General features: G+C 73.9%; 24 protein-coding genes and 1 tRNA gene. 15 read left to right on the forward strand and 10 right to left on the reverse strand.

Annotated elements, in window-relative coordinates; translation table 11 throughout:
* Positions 1-28 precede the first annotated feature (28 nt).
* The gene (locus RMN56_RS12365; RefSeq protein ID WP_313723939.1) at positions 29-832 is read right to left on the reverse strand and encodes a hypothetical protein; all 804 of its coding nucleotides are present in this window, start codon (positions 830-832) and stop codon (positions 29-31) included.
* An 84-nt stretch (positions 833-916) separates the two neighbouring features.
* Here RMN56_RS12365 and RMN56_RS12370 point away from each other — a divergent pair, with 84 nt between their 5' ends.
* Both RMN56_RS12370 and RMN56_RS12375 read left to right on the forward strand, forming a co-directional pair.
* Positions 917-1,447 carry a peptidylprolyl isomerase gene (locus tag RMN56_RS12370; RefSeq protein ID WP_313723940.1) on the forward strand — a complete coding sequence of 177 codons (531 nt, stop codon included), beginning with the start codon at positions 917-919 and terminating at the stop codon, positions 1,445-1,447.
* Between the two features lie 25 nt (positions 1,448-1,472).
* On the forward strand, positions 1,473-2,417 hold the full coding sequence (locus tag RMN56_RS12375) for a rhomboid family intramembrane serine protease (protein WP_313723941.1): 945 nt from the start codon (positions 1,473-1,475) through the stop codon (positions 2,415-2,417).
* Between the two features lie 6 nt (positions 2,418-2,423).
* On the opposite strand, the gene RMN56_RS12380 is transcribed toward RMN56_RS12375, so the two are convergent.
* On the reverse strand, positions 2,424-2,858 hold the full coding sequence (locus RMN56_RS12380; RefSeq protein WP_313723942.1) for a PH domain-containing protein: 435 nt from the start codon (positions 2,856-2,858) through the stop codon (positions 2,424-2,426).
* Between the two features lie 99 nt (positions 2,859-2,957).
* On the opposite strand from RMN56_RS12380, the gene RMN56_RS12385 reads away from it, so the two are divergent.
* From RMN56_RS12385 to RMN56_RS12420, 8 genes are all read left to right on the forward strand, one after another.
* Positions 2,958-4,130: a thiolase family protein gene (locus RMN56_RS12385; RefSeq protein ID WP_313723943.1), complete on the forward strand. Its 1,173-nt coding sequence runs from the start codon at positions 2,958-2,960 to the stop codon at positions 4,128-4,130.
* Between the two features lie 42 nt (positions 4,131-4,172).
* Positions 4,173-5,150, forward strand: a complete 978-nt coding sequence (locus tag RMN56_RS12390) for a phosphotransferase (RefSeq protein WP_313723944.1) — start codon at positions 4,173-4,175, stop codon at positions 5,148-5,150.
* Between the two features lie 207 nt (positions 5,151-5,357).
* Positions 5,358-7,088: a hypothetical protein gene (locus RMN56_RS12395; protein ID WP_313723945.1), complete on the forward strand. Its 1,731-nt coding sequence runs from the start codon at positions 5,358-5,360 to the stop codon at positions 7,086-7,088.
* 133 nt (positions 7,089-7,221) lie between these two features.
* Positions 7,222-7,734 carry a hypothetical protein gene (locus RMN56_RS12400; protein ID WP_313723946.1) on the forward strand — a complete coding sequence of 171 codons (513 nt, stop codon included), beginning with the start codon at positions 7,222-7,224 and terminating at the stop codon, positions 7,732-7,734.
* Between the two features lie 69 nt (positions 7,735-7,803).
* A complete protein-coding gene (locus RMN56_RS12405; protein WP_313723947.1) occupies positions 7,804-8,496 on the forward strand; it encodes a response regulator in 693 nt (230 codons plus the stop codon).
* Positions 8,489-9,934, forward strand: a complete 1,446-nt coding sequence (locus RMN56_RS12410) for a sensor histidine kinase (RefSeq protein WP_313723948.1) — start codon at positions 8,489-8,491, stop codon at positions 9,932-9,934. The genes RMN56_RS12405 and RMN56_RS12410 overlap by 8 nt, the downstream gene beginning before the upstream one ends.
* A 56-nt stretch (positions 9,935-9,990) precedes the next feature.
* On the forward strand, positions 9,991-10,590 hold the full coding sequence (locus RMN56_RS12415) for a hypothetical protein (protein ID WP_313723949.1): 600 nt from the start codon (positions 9,991-9,993) through the stop codon (positions 10,588-10,590).
* A gap of 185 nt (positions 10,591-10,775) precedes the next feature.
* On the forward strand, positions 10,776-11,483 hold the full coding sequence (locus tag RMN56_RS12420; RefSeq protein ID WP_313723950.1) for a glycosyltransferase family 2 protein: 708 nt from the start codon (positions 10,776-10,778) through the stop codon (positions 11,481-11,483).
* Positions 11,484-11,552: 69 nt separating this feature from the next.
* Here RMN56_RS12420 and RMN56_RS12425 read toward each other — a convergent pair whose 3' ends face one another.
* The gene (locus RMN56_RS12425) at positions 11,553-12,446 is read right to left on the reverse strand and encodes a transketolase family protein (RefSeq protein ID WP_313724726.1); all 894 of its coding nucleotides are present in this window, start codon (positions 12,444-12,446) and stop codon (positions 11,553-11,555) included.
* Positions 12,447-12,454: 8 nt separating this feature from the next.
* The gene (locus RMN56_RS12430) at positions 12,455-13,147 is read right to left on the reverse strand and encodes a thiamine pyrophosphate-binding protein (RefSeq protein ID WP_313723951.1); all 693 of its coding nucleotides are present in this window, start codon (positions 13,145-13,147) and stop codon (positions 12,455-12,457) included.
* A 46-nt stretch (positions 13,148-13,193) separates the two neighbouring features.
* On the opposite strand from RMN56_RS12430, the gene soxR reads away from it, so the two are divergent.
* On the forward strand, positions 13,194-13,652 hold the full coding sequence (soxR, locus tag RMN56_RS12435) for a redox-sensitive transcriptional activator SoxR (RefSeq protein WP_313723952.1): 459 nt from the start codon (positions 13,194-13,196) through the stop codon (positions 13,650-13,652).
* A 3-nt stretch (positions 13,653-13,655) separates the two neighbouring features.
* Here soxR and RMN56_RS12440 read toward each other — a convergent pair whose 3' ends face one another.
* Positions 13,656-14,630 carry an NAD(P)H-quinone oxidoreductase gene (locus tag RMN56_RS12440; protein WP_313723953.1) on the reverse strand — a complete coding sequence of 325 codons (975 nt, stop codon included), beginning with the start codon at positions 14,628-14,630 and terminating at the stop codon, positions 13,656-13,658.
* A gap of 9 nt (positions 14,631-14,639) precedes the next feature.
* Entirely contained in the window at positions 14,640-15,179 is a 540-nt protein-coding gene (locus tag RMN56_RS12445) for an AAA family ATPase (RefSeq protein ID WP_313723954.1), read from the reverse strand.
* 97 nt (positions 15,180-15,276) lie between these two features.
* Here RMN56_RS12445 and RMN56_RS12450 point away from each other — a divergent pair.
* A tRNA-Ser gene (locus RMN56_RS12450) sits at positions 15,277-15,363 on the forward strand.
* 172 nt (positions 15,364-15,535) lie between these two features.
* Here RMN56_RS12450 and RMN56_RS32650 read toward each other — a convergent pair.
* Together RMN56_RS32650 and RMN56_RS12455 are read right to left on the reverse strand one after the other, a co-directional pair.
* A complete protein-coding gene (locus tag RMN56_RS32650; RefSeq protein ID WP_376787296.1) occupies positions 15,536-15,730 on the reverse strand; it encodes a DUF5615 family PIN-like protein in 195 nt (64 codons plus the stop codon).
* Positions 15,727-16,176, reverse strand: coding sequence for a hypothetical protein (locus RMN56_RS12455; protein ID WP_313723955.1), 450 nt, complete (start codon positions 16,174-16,176; stop codon positions 15,727-15,729). The genes RMN56_RS32650 and RMN56_RS12455 overlap by 4 nt, the downstream gene beginning before the upstream one ends.
* A gap of 124 nt (positions 16,177-16,300) precedes the next feature.
* Here RMN56_RS12455 and RMN56_RS12460 point away from each other — a divergent pair, with 124 nt between their 5' ends.
* Entirely contained in the window at positions 16,301-16,834 is a 534-nt protein-coding gene (locus RMN56_RS12460; RefSeq protein WP_313723956.1) for a YbhB/YbcL family Raf kinase inhibitor-like protein, read from the forward strand.
* A gap of 39 nt (positions 16,835-16,873) precedes the next feature.
* On the opposite strand, the gene RMN56_RS12465 is transcribed toward RMN56_RS12460, so the two are convergent.
* Positions 16,874-17,584 (reverse strand): class I SAM-dependent methyltransferase, encoded by a 711-nt coding sequence (locus RMN56_RS12465; RefSeq protein ID WP_313723957.1) that lies wholly within the window; start codon positions 17,582-17,584, stop codon positions 16,874-16,876.
* A gap of 210 nt (positions 17,585-17,794) precedes the next feature.
* On the opposite strand from RMN56_RS12465, the gene RMN56_RS12470 reads away from it, so the two are divergent.
* Positions 17,795-19,606 carry a hypothetical protein gene (locus RMN56_RS12470; RefSeq protein ID WP_313723958.1) on the forward strand — a complete coding sequence of 604 codons (1,812 nt, stop codon included), beginning with the start codon at positions 17,795-17,797 and terminating at the stop codon, positions 19,604-19,606.
* A 21-nt stretch (positions 19,607-19,627) separates the two neighbouring features.
* Here RMN56_RS12470 and RMN56_RS12475 read toward each other — a convergent pair whose 3' ends face one another.
* On the reverse strand, positions 19,628-20,410 hold the full coding sequence (locus tag RMN56_RS12475; protein ID WP_313724727.1) for a hypothetical protein: 783 nt from the start codon (positions 20,408-20,410) through the stop codon (positions 19,628-19,630).
* 322 nt (positions 20,411-20,732) lie between these two features.
* Between RMN56_RS12475 and RMN56_RS12480 the strand changes: the two genes are divergently transcribed.
* Positions 20,733-22,262, forward strand: a complete 1,530-nt coding sequence (locus tag RMN56_RS12480) for a peptide deformylase (protein ID WP_313723959.1) — start codon at positions 20,733-20,735, stop codon at positions 22,260-22,262.
* Positions 22,263-22,278 lie beyond the last annotated feature (16 nt).

Raw genomic sequence — 22,278 nt, forward strand, 5'->3', positions numbered from 1 at the left:
CACGCCGGCGCTTTCCGTGACCGTCGGGTCAGCGACGACCGCTGGACTTGGCGGTGCTCCGGCCGTTCTGCGTGGCCTTGGTGACGTCGTCCGCCGGGCGGCCGGACACGTCCTTGGCGCCCTCGGCGACCGAGGGAACCTTGTCGTTCGGGTGGATCACCGGCTGGCTGCTCGACGTGGCGGTCGAGGCGCTGCCGCTGCCGGCCACGGCCGAGCTGCCGGCGCCGGTCGGCCCGGCCTGGGTGACCTTCGCGGTCGCGTCGGGGGTCTCCACCACGATCGTGTCCACGTCCTCCCGCATCGGCTCCAGCTTGCCCGTCGGGTCGTACTCGGCCCATTCCTGCTGCTCGCGGCGGCGGCGCATGGCCATCGCCCCGGCCAGGCCGGCGACCGTGCCGGCGACCAGCAGGCCGGTCGTCATACCGCGCGACCTCTTCTGCTTCTTCTTCGCGGCCTTCATGTTCTTCGCCTTCACCTTCTTGCTCATCGCGGCCTGCTTGGCGGCGGCGGCCCTCCGGCCGGTCAGGGCCTTGCCGGCGGCCTCGGCCTGCGCGTTCCGCATCGCCATGAGCAGCGGCGCGAGCGCGGCGGCCGTCGACGCCACGCCGCTCGACGCCCGGTCCCGGACGACGATCGCGGTGGGCGCGACAGCGCCCCGGGCCGCCTGGACGCGCGGGCCGACCGTGGCGCCGGCACCCTTCGCCGCATGCGTGGCGGCCTGCCTCAGGTGACCGATGCCCTGGTTCAGCTCGGCCTTCGCGAGCTGCCCCCGGGTCTTGCGCCGCCCGATTCCAAACACGGTCCCACCTCCTGGGAGTTGTTCCTTCGTCATCCTCCACCTTCGGATGCCTCCGCATGGCCAGATCGGGCACATGGGAGGATCCGCATGGAACTGACCAACGAGTGAGGAGTACCCGTGGCCGAGGCTGTCTACGCCACCTTGCACACCAACGCTGGCCCGATCCGGTTGGAGCTCTTCCCGAACCACGCGCCGAAGACCGTCCGCAACTTCGTCGAGCTGGCCGAGGGCACCCGGGAGTACATCGACCCGCGCACCGGCCAGCCGGGCAGCGGGCCGTACTACGACGGCACCATCTCGCACCGCGTGATCAGCGGCTTCATGATCCAGATGGGTGACCCGACCGGCACCGGTCGCGGTGGGCCGGGCTACAAGTTCGGCGACGAGTTCCACCCGGAGCTGCGCTTCGACCGGCCGTACCTGCTGGCGATGGCGAACGCCGGGCCGGGCACCAACGGCTCGCAGTTCTTCATCACGGTGGGCGCGACGCCGCACCTGAACAACCGGCACACCATCTTCGGTCAGGTCGCGGACGAGGAGTCGGCGAAGGTCGTGGACTCGATCGCGAACACCCCGACCGGCCCGAGCGACCGGCCGCTCCAGGACGTGGTCATCGAGCGCGTCGAGATCGAGCGCAAGCCGGCGTGAGCGTGACGCGGGTACCTTTGCTCGCATGACTGAGCGCTCCGGGCAGGCAGGTGACGCCACAGGCGGGCCGGCGCCGACCACTCCGGTCTGCTACCGGCACCCGGATCGGGAGACGTACGTCCGGTGCACCCGCTGTGACCGGCCGATCTGCCCGGAGTGCATGCGGGACGCCTCCGTCGGCCACCAGTGCCCGGAGTGTGTCAGCGAGGGACGCCGCACCGTGCGGCCGGCGCGTACCGCCTTCGGGGGCGGTGCCGCCGGCCGCCAGGGCTACGTCACGAAGACCCTGATCGCGCTGAACGCGCTGGTCATGGTGCTGTCCCTGGCCTCCGACCGGGGCGGGCTGGGCGCTCTAGGCGGCTCCGGCCTCGGCGGCCTGTTTGGCGACTCGACGCCGCTGACCGACTGGGGCGCGGTGCTGGGCCAGGCGATTCTTCCCGACCACACCCTCGGCGGGGTGGCGCAGGGCCAGTGGTACCGGCTGGTCACCGCGATGTTCCTGCACTACGGCCTGCCGCACCTGCTGCTCAACATGTGGGCGCTCTGGGTGCTGGGTCGGACCCTGGAGGCGGCACTCGGCCCGCTGCGCTTCCTGGCGCTCTACCTGATCGCCGGGCTCGGCGGCAACGTCGCGGTCTACCTGTTCAGCGCCCCCAACCAACCCGCCGTCGGGGCGTCGACGGCCATCTTCGGCCTGTTCGCCGCGATCTTCGTGATCATGCGGCGGCTGGGCCGGGACACCTCGGCCATCGTGCCGATCCTGGTGATCAACCTGATCTTCACGTTCACCGTGCCGGGCATCTCGGTGGCCGGGCACCTCGGCGGGCTGGTGGTCGGCGCGCTGATGGCGCTCGTCCTGGCGTACGCCCCGCGGATGCGGCGGACCGCCTTCCAGGCGGCCGGTGGGGCGATCCTGCTGGTGGCGCTGCTCGGGCTGGTCCTCGTCCGCACCGCCGCGCTGACCGGCTGACCGGTCTCAGCGCGCGGCCGCGCGGGCGGCCTCCAGGGCGGCGGCGACCTCCTCGGGCGGCGCGTCCAGGTCGTAGCGGCCGAACAGGTGCAGCGACTCGCCCGCGTCGATCTCCAGCGTCTCGGCGGTGAGCCCGCGCCGGGTACGCCGTTCCACCCGGATCGCCTCCACAGCCGCCCAGGGCAGCCGCCGGCGGCCGGCGTAGCCGTGGACCACGGTGATCCCCTCGGGGTCGGCGGCCAGCCGGACCGGCGCGACCAGGTCGCGCAGCGCCCAGCCGAGCAGCGCGGCGGCGGCGAGCCCGGCGAGCACCAGCTGGACCCGGTCCTCGGCGGCGAAGAGCAGGCCGAGCGCGACCAGGACGAGCGCGCCGAGTGCCTTGACCGCCGGCAGCACCGGCGACACCCGCCACTGCGGGGCCGGGGACGACTGTGGAGTCACCGCCCCAGCATGCCAGCCGGGTGGGCCCGGGAACGGGGGAGGACGACCGCCCCGGTCAGCACGTAGGATCGGGGCAAGCCAGGTTACCGGGGAGTAGACATGAGTGACGCGGTCATCGTCGGAGCGGTCCGGACCCCGGTCGGGCGGCGCAAGGGCAGCCTCGCCGGCGTCCACCCGGTCGACCTCTCGGCGCACGTGCTGCGCGCCCTCGCCGAGCGGACCGGCATCGACCCCGAGCAGGTCGACGACGTGGTCTGGGGCTGCGTGTCGCAGGTCGGCGAGCAGTCGTGGAACGTCGCGCGCAACGCCGTCCTCGCCGCCGGCTGGCCCGAGTCGGTCCCCGGCACCACGCTCGACCGGCAGTGCGGGTCGAGCCAGCAGGCGCTGCACTTCGCCGCCGCCACCGTGCTCTCCGGCCAGGCCGACCTGGTGGTCGCCGGGGGCGTCGAGTCGATGACCCGGGTGCCGATGGGCTCCAGCGTGGCCGGCGGGATGCCGTTCAGCGCCGCGATCCTGGAGCGCTACCGCGGCGTCGAGGGCGTCGCCGCGGACAGCCCGCTCCCGTTCAACCAGGGCGTCGGGGCCGAGCTGATCGCCCAGCGGTGGCGTTTCTCGCGCACCCAGCTCGACGAGTTCGCCCTCGCCAGCCACGAGAAGGCGGCCGCCGCGCAGGACGCCGGGGCGTTCGACCCGGAGCTGGCCCCGGTGGCGCTGGCCGACGGCGGCAAGTTCACCGCCGACGAGGGCATCCGGCGGGACACGTCGCTCGCCAAGCTGGGCGAGCTGCCCACCCCGTTCAAGGCCGACGGCGTGGTCACCGCCGGGTCTGCGTCGCAGATCTCCGACGGGGCGGCGGCGCTCGCGGTCACCACGAGCGAGTGGGCCAGCCGGCACGGCCTGCGCCCGCTGGCCCGGGTGCACACCGCCGTGGTCGCCGCCGACGACCCGGTCGCCATGCTCACCGCCCCCATCCCGGCCACCGCGAAGGCGCTGCGCCGCGCGGGGCTGGGCATCGAGGAGATCGGGGTGTACGAGGTGAACGAGGCGTTCGCCCCGGTGCCGCTGGCCTGGCTGGCGGAGACCGAGGCGGACCCGGAGCGGCTGAACCCGCGCGGCGGGGCGATCGCGCTCGGCCACCCGCTCGGCGGGTCCGGCGCCCGGATCATGACCACCATGCTCCAGCACATGCGGGACAACGGGATCCGCTACGGCCTGCAGACCATGTGCGAGGGCGGCGGCATGGCCAACGCCACCATCGTCGAGCTGCTCTGAAATCGCTGGCCGCCGCCGCGGGCAGCGCCTAGCGTGCCGACCGTGACGACAACGGACTGGTCCGATCCGTCCTGGCGGGACGCCGCGCTGGCCTGGGTCGGTGACGCGCTGGCCCGGCACGGCCGGCGGGTGACCGGGCCCGTCGAGCCCCGGGTCCGCCCCTGGTCGCTGGTCTGGCGGGTGCCCACCGGGGCCGGTCCGGTCTGGTTCAAGGCCAACAACCCGGGCACCCGTTACGAGGCGGCGCTCCTGGCCGAGCTGGCCCGGCTCGCCCCGGGCACCGTCCTCGACCCGATCGCCGTGGACGCCGCGCGCGGCTGGTCGCTGCTGCCCGACGGCGGCCCGAGCCTGCGCGACGTGCTCGCCGGGGACCTGAGCCGCTGGTTACGGGTGCTGCCCGCGTACGCGGCCCTGCAGGTCGCGGTCGCGCCGCAGGCCGGACGGCTGCTCGCCGCGGGGGTGCCCGACCACCGGCCGGAGCTGATGCCGGAACTCCTCGACGGCCTGCTCGACGACTCCGACGCCCTGCTGGTCGGCCAGCCGGACGGGCTGACCCCGGAGCTGCGCGCGCGGCTGCGGGCGTACCGGCCGGAGTTCGCCGCGACCTGCCGGCGCCTCGCGGAGTTCGGCGTCCCGGCCAGCGTGCAGCACGACGACCTGCACGACGGGAACGTCTTCGTCACCGACGACGGCTACCGCTTCTTCGACTGGGGGGACGCCTCGGTGGCCCACCCCTTCGGCACCCTGCTCGTGACGCTCAACTCCGTGGCGCACGGCGTCGGTCTGGCTCCGGGCGACCCGGTGCTGGGTCGGCTGCGGGACGCCTACCTGGAGGCGTGGACCGACCGGTACGACCGGGCCGCCCTGCGGGAGGCCGCCGGCCTGGCCATGACGGTCGCCACGGTGAGCCGGTCGCTGTCGTGGCGGCGTGCCCTGGCCACCCCCGACCCGGCCCGGGCCGAGTACGCCGCCGCCGTGCCCGGCTGGCTCGGCGAACTCTTCGGCCGGAACCCGGTCTGACCGGCCGTTCACCACAGGGCTTCGCCCTGGTTGCGCGACGGTGAACAGTGGACGGTGGGTGGGCCGGTGCGTAACGCCGACCCGCCCGGCAACGCCTGAATCGACGGATGCCGGCGGAGGTCGACCCGGCCCCGACGGGGTGCGGTGGCGGCCTCCGGCACCCCGGTGGCGCCGGTCGCGCCGCCGTCCGATCGACGAAAGGCAGGCATGCCCGTCATCCGTTTCATCCGTCCCGAGGGCCCGGCACTGCGCGCCGGAGCGGCCGCCCTCGCCCTCTCCGCCGCCGTCACCGCTCTCGGTGCGGGCCCCGTCTCCGCCGCCCCGGCCCGGGCCGACCTGGGCCTCACGGTGACCCCCGACCCCGCGCGCGTCCTGGTCGCCGGTCAGGTTGCCGGCATCGGGGTCGACCTGGTCAACCACGGCCGCGCCGGTGCCGAGGGGATCACCCTCACCTTCCGCCTCCCGCAGGTCGTCGCGCCCGCCGGTGAGGGCGGGATCCCGTCCGACAGCCCGTGGCACTGCGCCCTCGCCACCCCGGTCACGACCTGCACCCACCCCGCGCTCGCCGCCGGGGCGGCCGCCGCCCCGCTGAAGCTCCAGGTGCGGCTGCCCGCCGGGCGGGACGGCGCCACCGTCGCCGTGCCGGTCGGCGTGACCACGACCAGCCGGGAGAGTTCCACAGCCGACAACGCCGGTACGGCCGTCTTCACCTACGACGCGAGCATCGTGGTGCCGGAGCCGGAGGTAGCCGACCTCGGGCTCACCGTCACCCCCGACCCCGAGCGCGTCCTGGTCGACGGCCAGGCGGCCGGCGTCGGGCTGGCCCTGGTCAACCGGGGCGACGCCGTCGCCGACGGAATCAGCCTCCATGTCCGGCTGCCCGACGGCGTGACCGTCGCCGGCGAGGGGGGCGGAGTGCCCGCGGACGGCCCGTGGCGGTGTGACGTCTCCTCGCCGGTGGTCGCCTGCACGCACCCGGCGCTCGCCGCGGGGGAGGCCGCCGCCGCGCTGACCCTGGGGGTGCAGCTCCCGGTGGGCGCGGACGGTTCGACCGTCACCGTGCCGGTGGACGTCAGCACCACCAGCGCGGAGACGAACAGCGGCGACAACATCGGCGACGCGGTCTTCACCTACGACGCGAGCATCGTGCCCGAGCCGCACGGCGCCGACCTCCGCTTCACCACCCTCGACGTGCGGCCGTACTGGGTCGTCGAAGGGGACACGGTTCGCACGACCTGGGAGTTCGAGAACGTCGGCGACCTGGTCGCCGAGGACGTCACCATGCGGATCACCCTCGACCCGCGGCTGCGCCCGGTCCCGGCGGACGGGGTGACCGCGCCCTGGCAGTGCACCACGGTCGCCGACGGCTGGGACTGCCGCCACGAGCCGATGGTCACCGGCGAGCAGGCCGTGCTACCGCTGGACTTCACGGTGGTCGGCGGGGTCGCCGGCGACCTGATCCCGTTCCAGGGCGTGCTCACCACCTCGACCCCGGAACTTCCCTCCGGGGCCAACGAGATCGGCACCAGCGTCGAGTTCGCGGACACCAGCACCGTGCACGGTCGGCTCTGGCAGGACCTGGACGGCGACGGCCGGCGTGACGCCGAGGACCCGGCGGTCGACCCGGTCGCCGCGAACGCCTCGGTGTGGGTGGTGCCCACCTTCGGCGGCGAGCCGGACGGCGCCCCGATCGCCGTGCCGGTGGCGGCCGACGGCAGCTGGACCGTGGAGGTCAAGCCGGACCAGTACCGGATCGAGGTGCGGGTCGCGGCCACGTACGACTTCACGGGGCGGGACGCCACCGACGACGCCGTGGACTCCGACGTCTCCCGGTACGCGGTCGAGGGCGACGAGGTGATCGGCCACAGCGTCAGCACGTACGTGCCGAACGGCAGCGAGTGGCAGGTGGACGCCGGACTGGTCCAGGTCACCCCCTGACCTTCGGGCGGGTCCCGGCCGGCGGGCCGGGACCCGTCGTCCGTCGCACATCGGGTGCGAGTTGCACGGGTGGAACTTCCAGAAATCGGGAGTGACCCATATCACCCCTGCTCACATGCTCGTTGCATCTTGCATGGACGTGTTCTCGCGAACGTTCCTTCCGGCCGCCGCCGAGACCGGCCTGGCCACCCAGACCGTCAGCCGACACATGCCGGTCTTCCGCCGGTGTGTCGGCTCCGGTGACGCCACCATCCTGGTCACCCGGTGCAGCCGCCCGGACCACCCGGTCGGCGGCGACTACCTCATGCTGCTCACCCACCGCCGCCTCGTGGTCACCCGGCAGACCCGGGTGCTGCACCGGCTGCGCCTGCACCTCAACACCGAGCTGCGCGAACTGAGCAACGTCACCTGGAGCCCCGACCCCCGGTCGCACAGCCTGGAGCTGGCGGCCACCGCGATCGACGGGGCCCGGGAGCGGTTCCTCATCCGGACCCACCACCCGAAGCAGGTGTGGCAGCTCGACGCCCTGCTCAACCACGCCTTCCGGACCCGGCTCCGGACGCCCGCGGAGCGGCTGGTCGCCACCATCGGCGAGCCGCCGGCCGCCGCCCGCCCGGCCGTGTTCCGCCCCGCGCCGGTCCGCTGACCGGCTCCTTACCGAATCCGAACACTCCCCTGACCTTCCGGGCGGCCCGCGGTCGGTAATCATGGGCCGGTGACCGCCGACGCCGCACCGCGCGGGCTCGTCCTCGTGGTGGAGGACGAGCCGGCCATCGCCGACCTGGTCCGGCTCTACCTGAGCCGGGACGGGTTCGGCGTACACCTGGAACGGGACGGGGCGGCCGGACTGGCCGCCGCGCGGCGGCTGCGCCCGGTGGCCTGCGTGCTCGACATCGCGCTGCCCGGCCTGGCCGGCACCGAGGTGTGCCGGCGGCTGCGCGAGGCCGGCGACTGGACGCCGGTCATCTTCCTCACCGCCCGCGACGACGAGGTGGACCGGATCGTCGGCCTGGAGTTGGGCGCCGACGACTACGTGACCAAGCCGTTCAGCCCGCGCGAGCTGGTCGCCCGGGTCCGGGCCGTGCTGCGCCGCACCGCCGGCGCGCCCGCCACGGCCGAGCAGCCCCGGGTGGTCGGCGCGGTCACCCTCGACCCGGCCCGCCGCACGGTCACCGCCGCCGGCTCCCCGGTGCAGCTCACCTCCACCGAGTTCGACCTCCTCGCGCACCTGATGGCCCGGCCGGGCCGGGTCTTCACCCGGGAGGAGCTGCTGGCCGGCGTCTGGGGGTACGCGGCACACGCCGGCACCCGGACCGTCGACGTGCACGTGGCGCAGGTGCGGGCCAAGCTCGGCCAAGCCAGCGTGATCCGCACCCACCGCGGCGTCGGGTACGCGGCCGATGCCTGAACAGCCCACCGTCGCGCTGCCGGTCATCGGGCCCGGCCCGCCGGCACCGCCCCGGCGGCGGTTCGCGCACACCCTGACCGCCCGCGCCGTGCTGGTCACCTGCGCGGTGGCGCTGGTGTCGGTGCTGGTCACCGCGCTGGTCGCGGTGCCCCTGGCGGTACGCGGGGCGGAGCGGCGCGACCAGGAGGCGCTGGCCGCCCAGGCCCGGCTCGCCGCCGAGGTGCTCCGGGTCCGGGCGGCGCGCCAGCGGGACAACGCCGGGGACCGGCTCATCCGCCAGCTCCGCCAGCAGCAGATCGAGGTCTACCTGATCCGGGCCGGCCAGGCCGACCACGCCGGCCTGCCCCCGCCGGTGGTGAACCGGCTGGCGTCCGGCCGGGACGTCTCCGGCCGGCGCGTCGTCGCCGGCCAGCGGGCCCTGGTCGAGGGGCGGGCGCTGCCCGGCGGGGACGGCGTCGTGCTGGCCCGGCCGACCCGGAACGGGCCGTGGCGGCAGGTGCTGCTCAGCCTCTGGTTGCCGATGCTCGCCGGCCTCGGCGCCGGGGTGGCCGCCGGCCTGCTGCTGGCCCGCCGGCTGGCCCGGCCGATCCGGAGTGCGGCCACCGCCGCGGCGCGGCTGCGCGCCGGGGACCGGGCGGTCCGGGTGCCGGTCGAACCGCCCGACGAGGTGGCCGACCTGGCGTACGCGCTGAACGGGCTGGCCGCCGCGCTGGCCACCAGCGAGGGGCGGCAGCGGGAGTTCCTGCTCTCGGTCTCGCACGAGCTGCGCACCCCGCTCACCGCCATCCGCGGCTACGCCGAGGCGCTGGCCGACGGGGTGATCGACGCCGACGGGGTGCCGGCCACCGGCCGGACCGTGCTCGCCGAGGCCGAGCACCTGGACCGGCTGGTCAGTGACCTGCTGGCGCTGGCCCGGCTGGAGGCCGCCGACTTCCCGCTGGAACCCGGGCCGGTCGACCTGACCCGGCTCGCCGCCGACGCGGCGCGCACCTGGTCCGACCGGTGCGCGGCGGTCGGCGTGCCGTTCCGGGTGGAGGCGCCGGACGGGCCGGTGCCCGCGTACACCGATCCGGGGCGGATCCGGCAGGTCGTGGACGGGCTGCTGGAGAACGCGCTGCGCGTCGTACCCCCGGGGGCGCCCGTGGTGCTCGCGGTCCGGGCGGCCGGGGCGGACCCGGCGGCGGGCGGCGTCGTCGAGGTCCGGGACGGCGGACCCGGCTTCACCGACGACGACCTCGCGGTGGCGTTCGAGCGCGGGGCACTGCACCAGCGGTACCGGGGGGTGCGCAAGGTGGGCAGCGGCCTGGGGTTGGCCCTCGCCGCCGGGCTGGTCCGGCGGCTCGGCGGCGACATCACGGCCGGGCACGCCCCGGAGGGCGGCGCGGCCTTCACCGTCCGGCTGCCCGGCGATCCTTACCTGACCCGAACATCGGCCTGACGATCCGCTCGCGCGCGCGGGGGAGGCTGACGGCACCACGGACGAGAGGAACACTGATGGCACGTCAGGGAATCGTCACCGGCGTCACCGCGCTGCTCGCCGCCGCCGCGCTCGGGCTCGCCGGATGCGGCCCGGCGCAGGTCGCGCAGGACTCGGCCAAGGAGACCGCCGTCGAGGTGGCCGCCGCCCTGGGCGCGGACGGCCAGGCGCTGGCCGCGCTCGGTGTCGACGCCGCCGAGCTGGACGTCGACCCGGTCGCCGCCCCGGCGCCCTCGGCCTCCGGCGCGCCCGGTGTGAAGGCCGGCCCGCAGGACAAGCGGGCGCAGGAGTGGCGCAAGCGGCACCGCGCCCGGGTGCTGCTGCGGAAGAACACCCTGCACGGCGAGGTCGTGGTGCAGACCAAGGACGGCGGTACGAAGAGCGTCGCCGTGCAGCGCGGCCAGGTGACCGCGATCGACGCGAAGTCGATGACCGTGAAGTCCACCGACGGCTTCTCGATGACCTGGACCTTCGACGAGAAGCTCCGCGTGGTCGAGCGGCGCACCACCGTGCAGTCCGGCGACATCAAGGTCGGCTCGACGGTCGGCGTGGCCGGCGCCAAGGACGGCGACAACGGGGTGGCCCGGCTGATCGTGGTTCCGGTCAAGCAGAAGTAACGCGCAACCACCGGGGGTCGGCGCGACCGCGCCGGCCCCCGGCCGGGGTGCGGATGGGCACTTCTCCGGCCTATCGGGCGGGCGGCGCCGGGATGTCCGCCCAGGCCGGGGGCAGGCTGTGGTGACCTCGGCGACCAACCGGGTTAGGCTAGGCCCCGATCTGCCGTCGCCACCGTGGAGAACCCGTGAAGCTCTCGATCCTCATGCCGGTCTACAACGAGGAAGAACGCATCGCGGATGCCCTCAAGCAGGCACTGGCGGTGGACTACCCCTGCGAGATCGAACTCGTCGTCGTGGACGACGGCAGCCGCGACGGCACCGGCGAGGTGCTCGGCCGGGTGGACGACGCCCGGCTGCGGGTGATCACCCACCAGCGCAACGCCGGCAAGGGCGCCGCGATCAAGACCGCCGTCGACAACGCCGAGGGTGAGTACATGGTCATCCTCGACGCCGACCTCGAGTACGACCCGCAGGACATCCCGCGGCTCCTCGAGCCGGTGCTCGACGGCCGGGCCACCGTGGTCTACGGCAACCGGACCTTCGGCAGCCACAGCTCCTACAGCTTCTGGTACGTGATGGGCAACAAGGGCGTGACGCTCGCCGCCAACGTGCTCTACAACTCGTACATCGGCGACCTGGAGACCTGCTTCAAGCTGATGCCGCTGGAGCTCTACCGCTCGCTCCAGGTCCGCTCGCGCGGCTTCGGCATGGAGGCCGAGGTCACCGGCAAGCTGCTCCGCCAGCGCATCCGCCCCTACGAGGTCCCGATCAGCTACCGCGCCCGGGGCCGCGAGGAGGGCAAGAAGATCACCTGGAAGGACGGCGTCGAGGCGATCTGGATCCTGGCCCGCGAGCGCGCCCGCCGCCGCCCGGTCGGCCCCAGCGCCCGCTGACGCCCCCGCACGACACGGACCCCGCACCCCGGCCCAGGCCGGTGTCGCGGGGTCCCGTCGTCTCGGCGGTCAGGCGGCTGCGCGGGCCGGGGTGAGGAACGCGTCGACCGAGCGGCGCAGGCCGGCCGCGTCCAGGCCGTGCCAGCGATCGTGGTCCTCGGGCGTGCCGTAGCGGCGCAGGTCCGACCGTCCCACCCCGAGGGTGAGCAGCCGGTGCGGCCGGTCGGCCAGCGCCGCGCCGACCACCCGGGCCGAGGTGCCCGCCAGGTACGGCTCGACCAGGATCACCTCGGTGCCCGCGAGCGCCCGCAGCCCGGCCGTGTCGAACGGGCGCGGCCGGTGGGTCCAGGCCACCGTGACCGGCCGGTCGGCCACCGCCGCGAGGGCCGCGTCCAGCAGCGGCCCGACGGCCACCAGCAGCGGCGCGCCCGGCCCGGCGTCCCGCATCACCCGCAGGTCACCCGCCTCGGGGTACGCCCGCGCGTTGGTCTGTGTGGACAGCCGCAGGTACGCCGAACCACGCCCGCACACGGCGTCACGCAGCAGACCCGGCACCTCGTCCGGGTGGCCGGGCACGTGCACGGTCCAGTCGTTCAGCGTGTCGATCAGCGCCACGTCGGCCGGGGCGAGGTGGGTCCGCCCCGCCGCCGCCCGGTCGTACGACGCGCCGACGCTGACCAGCACCGCCCCGACCCCCTGGTGGTCGAGGTCCAGCTTGATCTGCTCGTACGCCCGCTCGACCAGGAACGGCGCGTAGCTGTGCACGATCGGCCGCTGACCGGTCAGCGCCAGCCCGCCGGCCACGCCCATCATCAACTGCTCCCGGATGCCGACGTTGACCACCCGGTCCGGGTAGCGCGCGGCGGCCGGGGCGAACGCGGCGGCCGAGATGTCGGCGAGCACGATCGTGGTGCGGGCATCGGCCAGCACCTCCTCGGCGGCGGTCACGAAGATCTCGCGCATGGTCATGGTCACTCCCCGTCGGTGACGACCGCGACGACGACGTGCGGCCGGTGGTGATCGTGCTTGGTCAGGGCGGTGTGCAGGGCCGCGTGGTCCCGGCCGTCGACGGTCGCGGCGGTCCACCCGTTGACGGTGAACCGGCTGGCCGCGCCGCCCGGCCAGCCGTGACTCGCCGACCGGTTGTCCACCACGATCGCGGTGAGGTTGCCGAGCCCGGTGGCGCCCGCGTAGGCGATCGCCTCGTGGTTCGAGCCCTCGTCCAGCTCGGCGTCGCCGAGCAGCACGTACACCCGGGGGTCGGTGCGGCCCTGGGCCCGCAGCCCCAGCGCGGTGCCCACGCCCAGGCCGAGGCCGTGGCCCAGCGACCCGGAGCCGATCTCCACCCCGGGCACCAGCAGCCGGTCCGGGTGGTCGCCGAGCCGGCTCTCCGGGCCGCCCTGGTCGTCCAGCCAGTCCGCCGGGACGAAGCCCTTGGCGGCGAGCAGCGCGTAGTAGCCCGCGACCGCGTGCCCCTTGGAGAGCAGGAAGCGGTCGCGGTCCGGGTCGTCCACCGTCGCCGGGGTGATCCGGAGCACCCGGTCGTAAAGCACCTGGAGCACGTCCAGCGTCGAGTACACGTTGGCGCCGAACTCGCGGCCGGCGCGTACCCGGTCGAGCAGCGCCCCCAGCAGCGCGGGGTCGGTGGCGGTTGTCGTCGTCATGCGGATAGCCTCGGACTTGAAGCGCACTTCAACTCAAGGCCCTGTGATGCACGAAGCAACCCTGACCATCGGCCAGCTCGCCGACCGCAGCGGCGTGGCTCCCTCCGCGCTGCGCTACTACGAGCGGCTCGGGCTGATCCGCGCCGAACGGACCGGCGGCAACCAGCGCCGCTACGCCCGCACCGAGCTGCGCCGGGTGGCCTTCATCCGGATCTCCCAGCAGGTCGGCGTCTCGCTGGAGGAGATCCGGGAGGCGCTGGACTCGCTGCCGTCCGGGCGGACCCCCACCCCCGAGGACTGGGCCGCCCTCTCCCGCGCCTGGCGCGAGCGGCTGAACGAGAAGATCCGGCTACTCGGCAAGCTCCGCGACGACCTCGACGGCTGCATCGGCTGCGGCTGCCTGTCGTTGCAGCGCTGCACCCTCTACAACCCGGGGGACGCGCTCGCCGCCGAGGGGGCCGGCGCCCGGCTCATGCTCCCCCGCCCCGGACCCGACGCCGCCTGACCGTCAGCGGACCAGCAGCACCTTGCCCACGTGGTCGCTGGTCTCCACCAGCCGGTGCGTGGCGGCGGCCTCGGCCATCGTCGCCCGCGCGTGGACGACCGGCCGGATCTTCCCCGACTCGACCAGCGGCCACACCTGCTCGCGGACGCCCCGGACGATCTCCGCCTTCTCGGCGAGTGGGCGGGAGCGCAACGCGGTCGCGTGCACCGACGCGCGCTTCGCCAGCAGCATCCCCAGGTCCAGCTCGCCCTTACGGCCGCCCTGCATGCCGATCACCACGAGCCGGCCGCCGGTGGCCAGCGACGCCACGTTCCCCGGCAGGTAGGCGGCACCCATGATGTCCAGGATCACGTCCGCCCCCCGGCCGTCGGTGAACCGGCGAAGCTCCTCGACGAAGTCCTGCTCCGCGTAGTCGATCGTGTGGGCGGCGCCCAGCTCGCGCAGCTGCTCGTGCTTCGCCGCCCGCGCGGTCACCACCACGGTCGCGCCCAGCGCCACCCCGAGCTGGATGGCGAACGTGCCGATCCCGCTGCCGCCGCCGTGCACCAGCAGCGTCTCGCCCTCGGCCAGCCGGGCCAGCTGCACCACGTTCGACCAGACCGTGCAGGCCACCTCCGGTAGCGCCGCCGCGTCGACCAGGTCCACCCCCGCCGGCACCGGCAACAACTGGCCGGCCGGCACGGCGACCCGCTCGGCGTACCCGCCGCCGGCCAGCAGCGCGCAGACCTCGTCGCCCACCGACCAGCCGGTCACCTCCGGCCCGACCGCGGCCACCACCCCGGCACACTCCAACCCCGGGTACGCCGGCGCGCCCGGCGGCGGCGGATAGTGCCCCTGGCGTTGCAGCAGGTCGGCCCGGTTCACCGCACTGGAACACACCTCGACCACCACCTCTCCCGGGCCGGGCTCCGGGTCGGGCACCACCGCCCAGACGAGCGCCTCGGGGCCACCGGGTTTCGGGATCGTGATCGCGTGCATGCCCCAGTCTTACCCGATCCGACCCGCCGTCCACGCCCGGGCCAGGATCTCGTCCACCGTCTCCTCCGGTGTCTGCGCCGAGGTGTCCAGCCAGAGCCCGATCCGCGGCGTGGTGGCCCGGAAGTCGGCGTCCAGGTCGGCCACCGGCCAGTCGCCGTACCCCTGCTTGGGCCGGTCCCGTTCCCGGGCGGCGACCACGTCGGCGCGCGGGGCGAGCACCACCACGGCCAGCGGGCGGTGCCGGATCCGCTCGACCAGCGCCGGTAGCTCCGGACCGAGCACCACGTCCTGGAGCACCACGGTGAAGCCCGCCGCGGCGTAGCGGTCGGCCGCCGACGCGGCGAGGTCGTAGCGGAGCCGGAGCTGCCGCCACGCCTCGTCGGTGAGGCCGGCCGTCATCTCCGCCCGCCCGCTGACGATCATGCGGCGGAACACGTCCCCGCGCAGGTGCACCGCGCGGGGCAGCCGCCGGGCCAGCAACTGGGCCACAGTGGACTTGCCGGCCGCCATGATTCCACTGATCAGCACCACCGCCGGGGTCTCCCACACGGGAGCATCCTGACAGCAGGGGTGGGACGGCGGCTCGCCGGTTCCATCGCCCGTGGCAGACTAGGCACGGCCGCGCACCCCGTCGGGGACGTGGCAGGGAGGGTTCGCCTAGTGGCCGATGGCGCTGGTCTTGAAAACCGGTAAGGCAGCGATGTCTTCGTGGGTTCGAATCCCACACCCTCCGCCCCTGACCGGCCGGTCACCCCTCGGCGAGCCAGCTCACCCCGTCCGGGCCGGGCAACTGCTTCGCGGCCAGCATCGCGTCGAGCGCGGACGCCAGCCGGACCAGGCCGGCGCGGGTCCGGGGAAGCGCCGCGCCGAGACGAAGACGATTCCCGCGTGCGGCGTCGACGCCGTCATCCGCGCGAAGTCGGCGACGTTCTCGGTGACGACGCAGCGCTGGTGCCGGCTGCCCACGCGAGTACATCCTCGTCCGACCGGGAGGCGAGGCCGACCTCCAGGTCTAGGGCGGCGAGCACGTCATGGCCCCGTTCCCGCAACCGGCGGCCGAGCGCCGGCGGGTACATCTCGTCGAGGAGCAGCCCGGTCATGCCGGCGGGCGCCCCAGCAGGCCCTGCTCCGCCTGCCAGAGTCGTTCCTCCCGCTCGGCGGCTTCGTGGTTGGCCCGGATGAGCAGGTCGATCTCGGCCGAGTAGGTGGCGTAGTAGCGGAGCGCCGTCGCGATCTGGTCACGGCCGAGGCCGGTGACCTCCATCAGCTCCGCGGCCAGCTCCTCGCCCTCCAGGTCGGGCGACTCGGCGCGCACCGCGTGGAGGGCGCCGATCACCTCCCAGATGTCGGGTCCACCGTTCAGCGAGGCGCGGCGCCCGGCCGGCCCCGCCCGGAAGACCACACCAGGATGCTCGTACGTGCGGAGCGACTCGTCGACGAACATGTTCGCCACCGACGAGGACGACGAGCCGGGGTGCTCACGCACGTAGCGGTCCAGGCGGGCGAGGACACTCTCATCGAAGCGGACACTCCGGGGACTACTCATGACTACAGTGTAGCCATCCGTGACGCGCCGTGAGGACCCGGACACGGGGCACTTCCGGTTCGATCCTGGCTGCGGAAGGGGTATGAAGGTGCAGGACATTCGCGCACCCGGAAGGACCGTTTCGATGAGCCTGGAACGACCGATCGCCCCGGACCCGTACGAGCTGCTGCCGACGGTGCCGTCGTTCAACCTCACCAGTGACGACGTGCACAACGGCGAGCCGATGGACGCCCGGTACGCGCACGGCAGCGCCGGCGGCGAGAACGTCTCCCCGCACCTGGCCTGGTCGGGCTTCCCGGACGAGACCAAGAGCTTCGTGGTCACCTGCTTCGACCCGGACGCACCGACCGGCAGCGGCTTCTGGCACTGGGTGCTGGTGGATGTGCCCGCCTCGGTGACCGAGCTGCCGACCGCGGTCAAGGAGGGCGACCTCGGGGCCGCCTTCAGCATCCGCAACGACTACGGCGACACCGGCTACGGCGGCGCCGCCCCGCCGGCCGGGGACCGGCCGCACCGCTACGTGTTCGCGGTGCACGCCGTGGACGTGGAGCGGCTCGACGTGGGCAAGGGCGCGAGCCCCGCGTACGTGGGCTTCAACCTGGCCTTCCACACCCTGGCCCGGGCGGTCATCCGCCCGACGTACCAGGTCAAGGAGTGAGGCGACGGGGCCTCCGCGCCGGCGGAGGCCCCGCTCCGGTCAGCTCGGAACGCGGGCGACCGCGAAGACGGACTGGCCGAACGGCGGCCGGACGCGCTGCTCGGCGGCCTTGGTGGCCGGGAGGACCAGGGTGTCGTAGACCTTCACCATCGGGCCCTCCTTCGGCATCAGCCGGAAGACCTTGGTGGCCATGAAGTAGCCGATCAGGCCGAGCGCGTTCGCATAGTGGATCTTCTCCACGGTGAGGCCCGCCTCGGTCATCGCCGCGGCCAGGGTCTTCTTCGTGTAGCGCCGGACGTGGCCGGTGGCGACGTCCGCCGGGCTCATCGCGAACTGGAACGCGGGCACGATGATGATCACCGCACCGCCGGGACGGACCAGGTCGCGCATGCTCCGCAGCGCGCCCACGTGGTCGTCGATGTGCTCCAGCACGTTGTACGAGACGGCCGCGCTGTAGTCGCCCCGCTCGGAGTGCGGCAGCAGCATCTGCCGGACCTCGATGCCCGGGTGCTCGGCCAGCCGTTCCTTGAGCCGGACCAGGCGGTCGGGGTCCGCCTCGGTGGCCGTGATCCGGGGCAGGTGCTCGGCCCACTCGAGGGCGTAGTCGCCCAGCCCGCTGCCGATCTCGATGGGGTTGTCACCGAGGTAGGGCACGGCGAGCTCGACGAACCAGCGACGGTGGTTGACCGCCGTCGCGAGGCCCTCCAGCACCTCCGACTGGACGCGCTGATCCCCAGTGATATCTGCCATGCGTCGATTCCTCACGATATGACTGACCCGCGCCTGGACCGACAGAGTCAACCATCCGGATGGATGGCGGGGGAATCGGGGCACCGGGGGTGGCCGAATTGCGGTCGGGGGTGGGCACGTGATCGGCGGTCGGCGAACCCGGCACATAGTACGCCAGTACCCAGAAACATGTCACGGCCCTGCCATACCCTGACTACGCTCTGAATTGTCATGACTACTCCTGAATCGGACGCCGCCGCGGGTGGTGCCGCCGAGGACGGGCCCGACGAGGGCGGACGACCGGGGCAGGGCAGGTGGGTCGACGTCGTCGCCGTGCTCAGTTTCGTGCTGCTCGCCTTCTGGATCACCGCTCGAGTCTGGCTGGACCCGGCCAACGGGGTCCGGGACAACCGCACCGATCAGGCGCAGTTCGAGTGGATGATGGCCCACGGTGCGCGGGTCGTGACCGATTTCGCCTATCCCTTCACCTCGGACCGGATGAATGTGCCGGACGGCGTCAATTTGATGGCCAATACGTCCGTATTATCCATTTCACTGCCAATGACGCCGATCACCGTCCTGTTCGGGCCGCGCTGGTCGTTCCTGCTCTTTCTCACCCTCGGAATGGCCGCCACCGGCGCGGCCTGGTATTTCGTCCTCTCCCGGGTGTTGATCGGCGCCCGCGGCCCGGCCTGGCTGGGCGCCGGCATCTGCGCGTTCGCGCCGGCCATGGTCTCCCACGCCAACGCCCACCCGAACATCGTCAGCCAGTTCGTGGTGCCGCTGATCGTCTGGCGGACGCTGCGCCTGACCGAGCCGGGCCGCTGGCTGCGCAACGGCCTGCTGCTCGGTCTGCTGATCGTCTGGCAGGCCTTCCTCAACCTGGAGATCCTGCTGATGACCGCGATCGGCCTGGGCGTCGTGGTCCTGGCGCTCGCCCTCGGCCGGCCCGAACTGCGTGCGGCCGCCCGGCCCTTCGCGGCCGGGCTCGCGGTGGCCGCCGTGCTCTCCGGGGCGCTGCTGGCGTACCCGCTCTCCGTGCAGTTCTTCGGACCCGGCGCCTACCAGGGGCTCTCCACGCTGATCCGCGGCTACCGCACCGACCTGGCCTCCTACGTCGCCTGGTCCCGGGAGTCCCTGGCCGGCGACGCGCGGGGCAGCGTCTGGCTGGCCAAGAACGCCACCGAGGAGAACGCCTTCTTCGGCTGGCCACTCGCCGTGCTGGCGGTCGCGCTGGTCTGGTGGCTGCGCCGCAACGTCGTGGTGCTCGGGCTGGCCGGCGTCGGCGCGATCTTCGTGCTGTTCTCGCTCGGCCGGGAGATCCGCTTCGACGGGCGGGACACCGGCATCCCGGGCCCCTGGGCGGCGCTGGAGCACCTGCCGATCCTGCACTCCGTGGTGCCCACGCGGTGGTCCCTGGCGCTCACGCCGATCGTCGGCATCCTGCTCGCGCTCGGCGCCGAGCACATCCGGCGGCTGGCCCGGCGGCACCCGGCCGCCCGGGGGCAGATCCGGTTCGCCACCGCCACGGTGCTCACCATGGCGCTGCTGCCGCTCCTGCCGACCCCACTGCCGTCGGTACGCCTCGACCCCACCCCGACCTTCGTCACCTCCGGCGCCTGGCGGCCCTACGTGGCGGGCGGGCGCAGCATCGTCACGCTCCCGCTGCCCGACACCACGTACGCCGTCCCGCTGCGCTGGTCCGCCGAGACCCGGCTGGACATGCCGCTGGCCCGCGGCTACTTCCTCTACCCGGACACGCGGCCCGGCGCCGGCCGGGTCGCGCTCTTCACCGCCCCGCCCCGTCCCACCAGCACGTTCTTCACCACCATCCGGCAGACCGACGCGGTGCCGCCGATCACGCCGCAGGACCGGGTGGCCGCCGTGGACGACCTGCGGTACTGGCGGGCGGGCGCGGTGGTGCTCGACCCGCGGCTGCGGCAGGCCGGGTCGCTGTACCGGGGGATGACCGAGCTGACCGGGATCACGCCGACCTTCACCGGCGGGGTCTGGCTCTGGGACGTGCGTCCCCTGGTCGACTGAGCGGCCCCGAGGGCCGCCGGGTCAGGGCTGGCGGACGCAGCAGCCCTGGCAGATCTTCGGCCGGGGCAGGGTGAAGGCCAGGCAGCAGGTGCGCCGCTGCACGGTGGGCTCGCCGGCCGGGCCGGGCACCAGCTCGACCAGGTCGCTCAGGTCGAGCGCGTCGAGCAGCGTGCCGATGGTCGCGGTGGAGGAGCCGGGCAGCGCGTCCGAGGCCCGCAGGATGCCGTGCGCGATGCCGGAGGCGACCGAGCCGAGCAGGGTACGGGTGCCGATCCGGACCTCGCCCTGGATGGCCGTGATCAGCGGGGCGAAGTGAGCGTCGAGCAGCGTGGCGCGCAGCGCGTCGAGAAGCGCGGCCTCGTCGGCGACCACCCGGACCCCCGGGTCGCCGGCCAGCGCCAGCGGGTCACCGGGGAGCACCGCGACCGTGGTGGAGCTGCGCAGGCCGAGGGTGAGCAGCTGGTGGTGGTCCTCGAAGTGGACCAGCACATCGGCCGGGTCGAGCAGCGGGACCCGCCGAGCCGAGGCCCAGCCGAGCACGGCCGGCAGCGCGGTCCAGTAGCTGTAGGACTTCCAGGCCAGCGCGGCGCAGGCGTGCGGGGTGCCGCCCCAGCGCCGACCGGCCGCCCGGAGGAACTCGGGGAGCAGGGTGCCGTCGACCAGCCGGGTGGCCGGGATCCAGCGGGGCGCGCCGTCGGAGACCAGCAGGCCCGGCGCGAGACCGGGCAGGTCGTCGGTGCCGAACATGGCCCGCAGGGTCGCCGTGACCGGGGCGAACGGGGTGGCGACGTTCCGCCCCGGCATCACCGCAGTCACCTGGTCGTCCCCTGTCTGGTCGCCGCACCGGCCGCCGGCTGCCGCCGGCTCGGACTAAGGCTAGCCTAACCACAGCTCCCGGTGGAGGGGAAGTGGTCCGGTGGGCTCAGGGGAGAGGTCCCGGTCACTCCGTCGCCCATCGCGTACTACCCGGCGACGTGGGCGGAAAACGCCGCCGAGCGGGGCGGCGGGCCGCGCAAGCATCGACGGATGCCGCTGAATTGTCAAGGCGAGTGTCGAATACGAGGCAGTTTCCGTACACGTTCGGCCACTAAACGTGAAAATGGTCCTCCCGCGTACGAGGAAGCTGATGACGACCTCACCGATCGAGCGTGCCGCCGACTCGTTCGCGGCCGAACTCGCCCGGCACCGCACTGGCCGAGGGCTGTCCAAGAAGCAGTTGGCGACGCTGATGGGCTTCGACCCGTCGTACGTCAGCCACGTCGAGGGGCGCCGGCACCGGCCCACCGAGGACTTCGCCCGCCGCGCCGAGGCCGTGCTGGAAGCCAGCGGCGCGATCTGGCAGCGCTTCCGGGAGTACGACGAGCTGCGGCACAGCCGCTCCGGCGGTCCGTACCGGGACCCGCCCGTGCCCGGCCAGTGGCTACCGCCCGGCACCGGGCTGGTGGTCGAGCGCGAGACCGCCACCCTCACCCACAGCGAGGACGGCTACCACTGCGCCATCCGGCGCGAGCTGTACAACGCGGGCACCGAGCCGGTCACCCGCTACCTGGTCCGGGTCGCCGTCGACCGCTACCCCGACGACCCCGGCCGCTCCAACCGGCACCACCGCGAGCACCCGCTGACCTTCGCCGAGCTGCAACTCAGCGCCTACCGGGACGACGGGGGCGCGCGGGAGCCGATGCACTGGCGGGCCAAGCACGACCGCGACGCGTTCAAGGAGATCTGGCTGCTCTTCGAGAACGACGAGGGGCGCTTCCCGCTCTACCCCGGCGACCGGGTCACCATCGAGTACGCGTACCGGGTCGGGCGGGACAAGTGGGGCCCGTGGTTCCAGCGGGCCGTACGCCTGCCCACCCGGCACCTCGGCGTCCGCCTCGACCTCCCCGCCGACCTCGACCCCAAGGTGTGGGGTGCGGAGACCTCCCTCTCCGCCGAGGAGGGGCCGCTGCGTACCCCGATCCAGCGCGCCGACGAGGGCGGCCGTGCGATCTTCGAATGGGCGACCGACGACCCGCCGCTGAACGCCCGCTACCGGATGCAGTGGCGGTTCCGCAGCCAGCCGCCGGACGTCGAGCCCGAAGGGCCGGCCCCCGACACCCGGATCCGGGCCAGCGACCGGATGCGCGCCATCGGCATCGTGCAGCGCGGCGACGACCTGCTCCGGCAGCAGGCCCGACCGTTCGACCTGCCGCGCGAGGAACAACTCGCCCGGGACGTGGTCGACCGGCTCTCCGGCCTGCTGGTCCGCCTCGACGAGCTGCACCCCTTCAGCAAGGGCGTGGGCATCGCCGCACCGCAGCTCGGGCTCGGCTGGGCCGCCGCCCTGGTCCGCCCCGCCGACCGGGCCGCCGAACCCGTCGTGCTGCTCAACCCCCGGGTGGTGGACAGCTCCCCCGACACCGACGAGCAGTACGAGGGGTGCCTCTCCTTCTTCGACCACCGGGGCCTGGTGCCCCGGCCGCTGCGGATCGACGTCGAGCACGCCCAGTGGGACGGCAGCCGCGTCATCACCTCCTTCGAGTACGCGATGGCGCGGCTGGTCGCCCACGAGATCGACCACCTGGAGGGCCGCCTCTACGCCGACCGGATGGCCCCCGGCGTGCCGCTGGTGCCCGTCGAGGAGTACCGGGAGAGCGGCAACCCCTGGCGCTACTGACCCGCACGGACTCCGG

It is taken from the genome of Micromonospora halotolerans (assembly GCF_032108445.1).
GTDB classification, from domain to species: domain Bacteria; phylum Actinomycetota; class Actinomycetes; order Mycobacteriales; family Micromonosporaceae; genus Micromonospora; species Micromonospora halotolerans.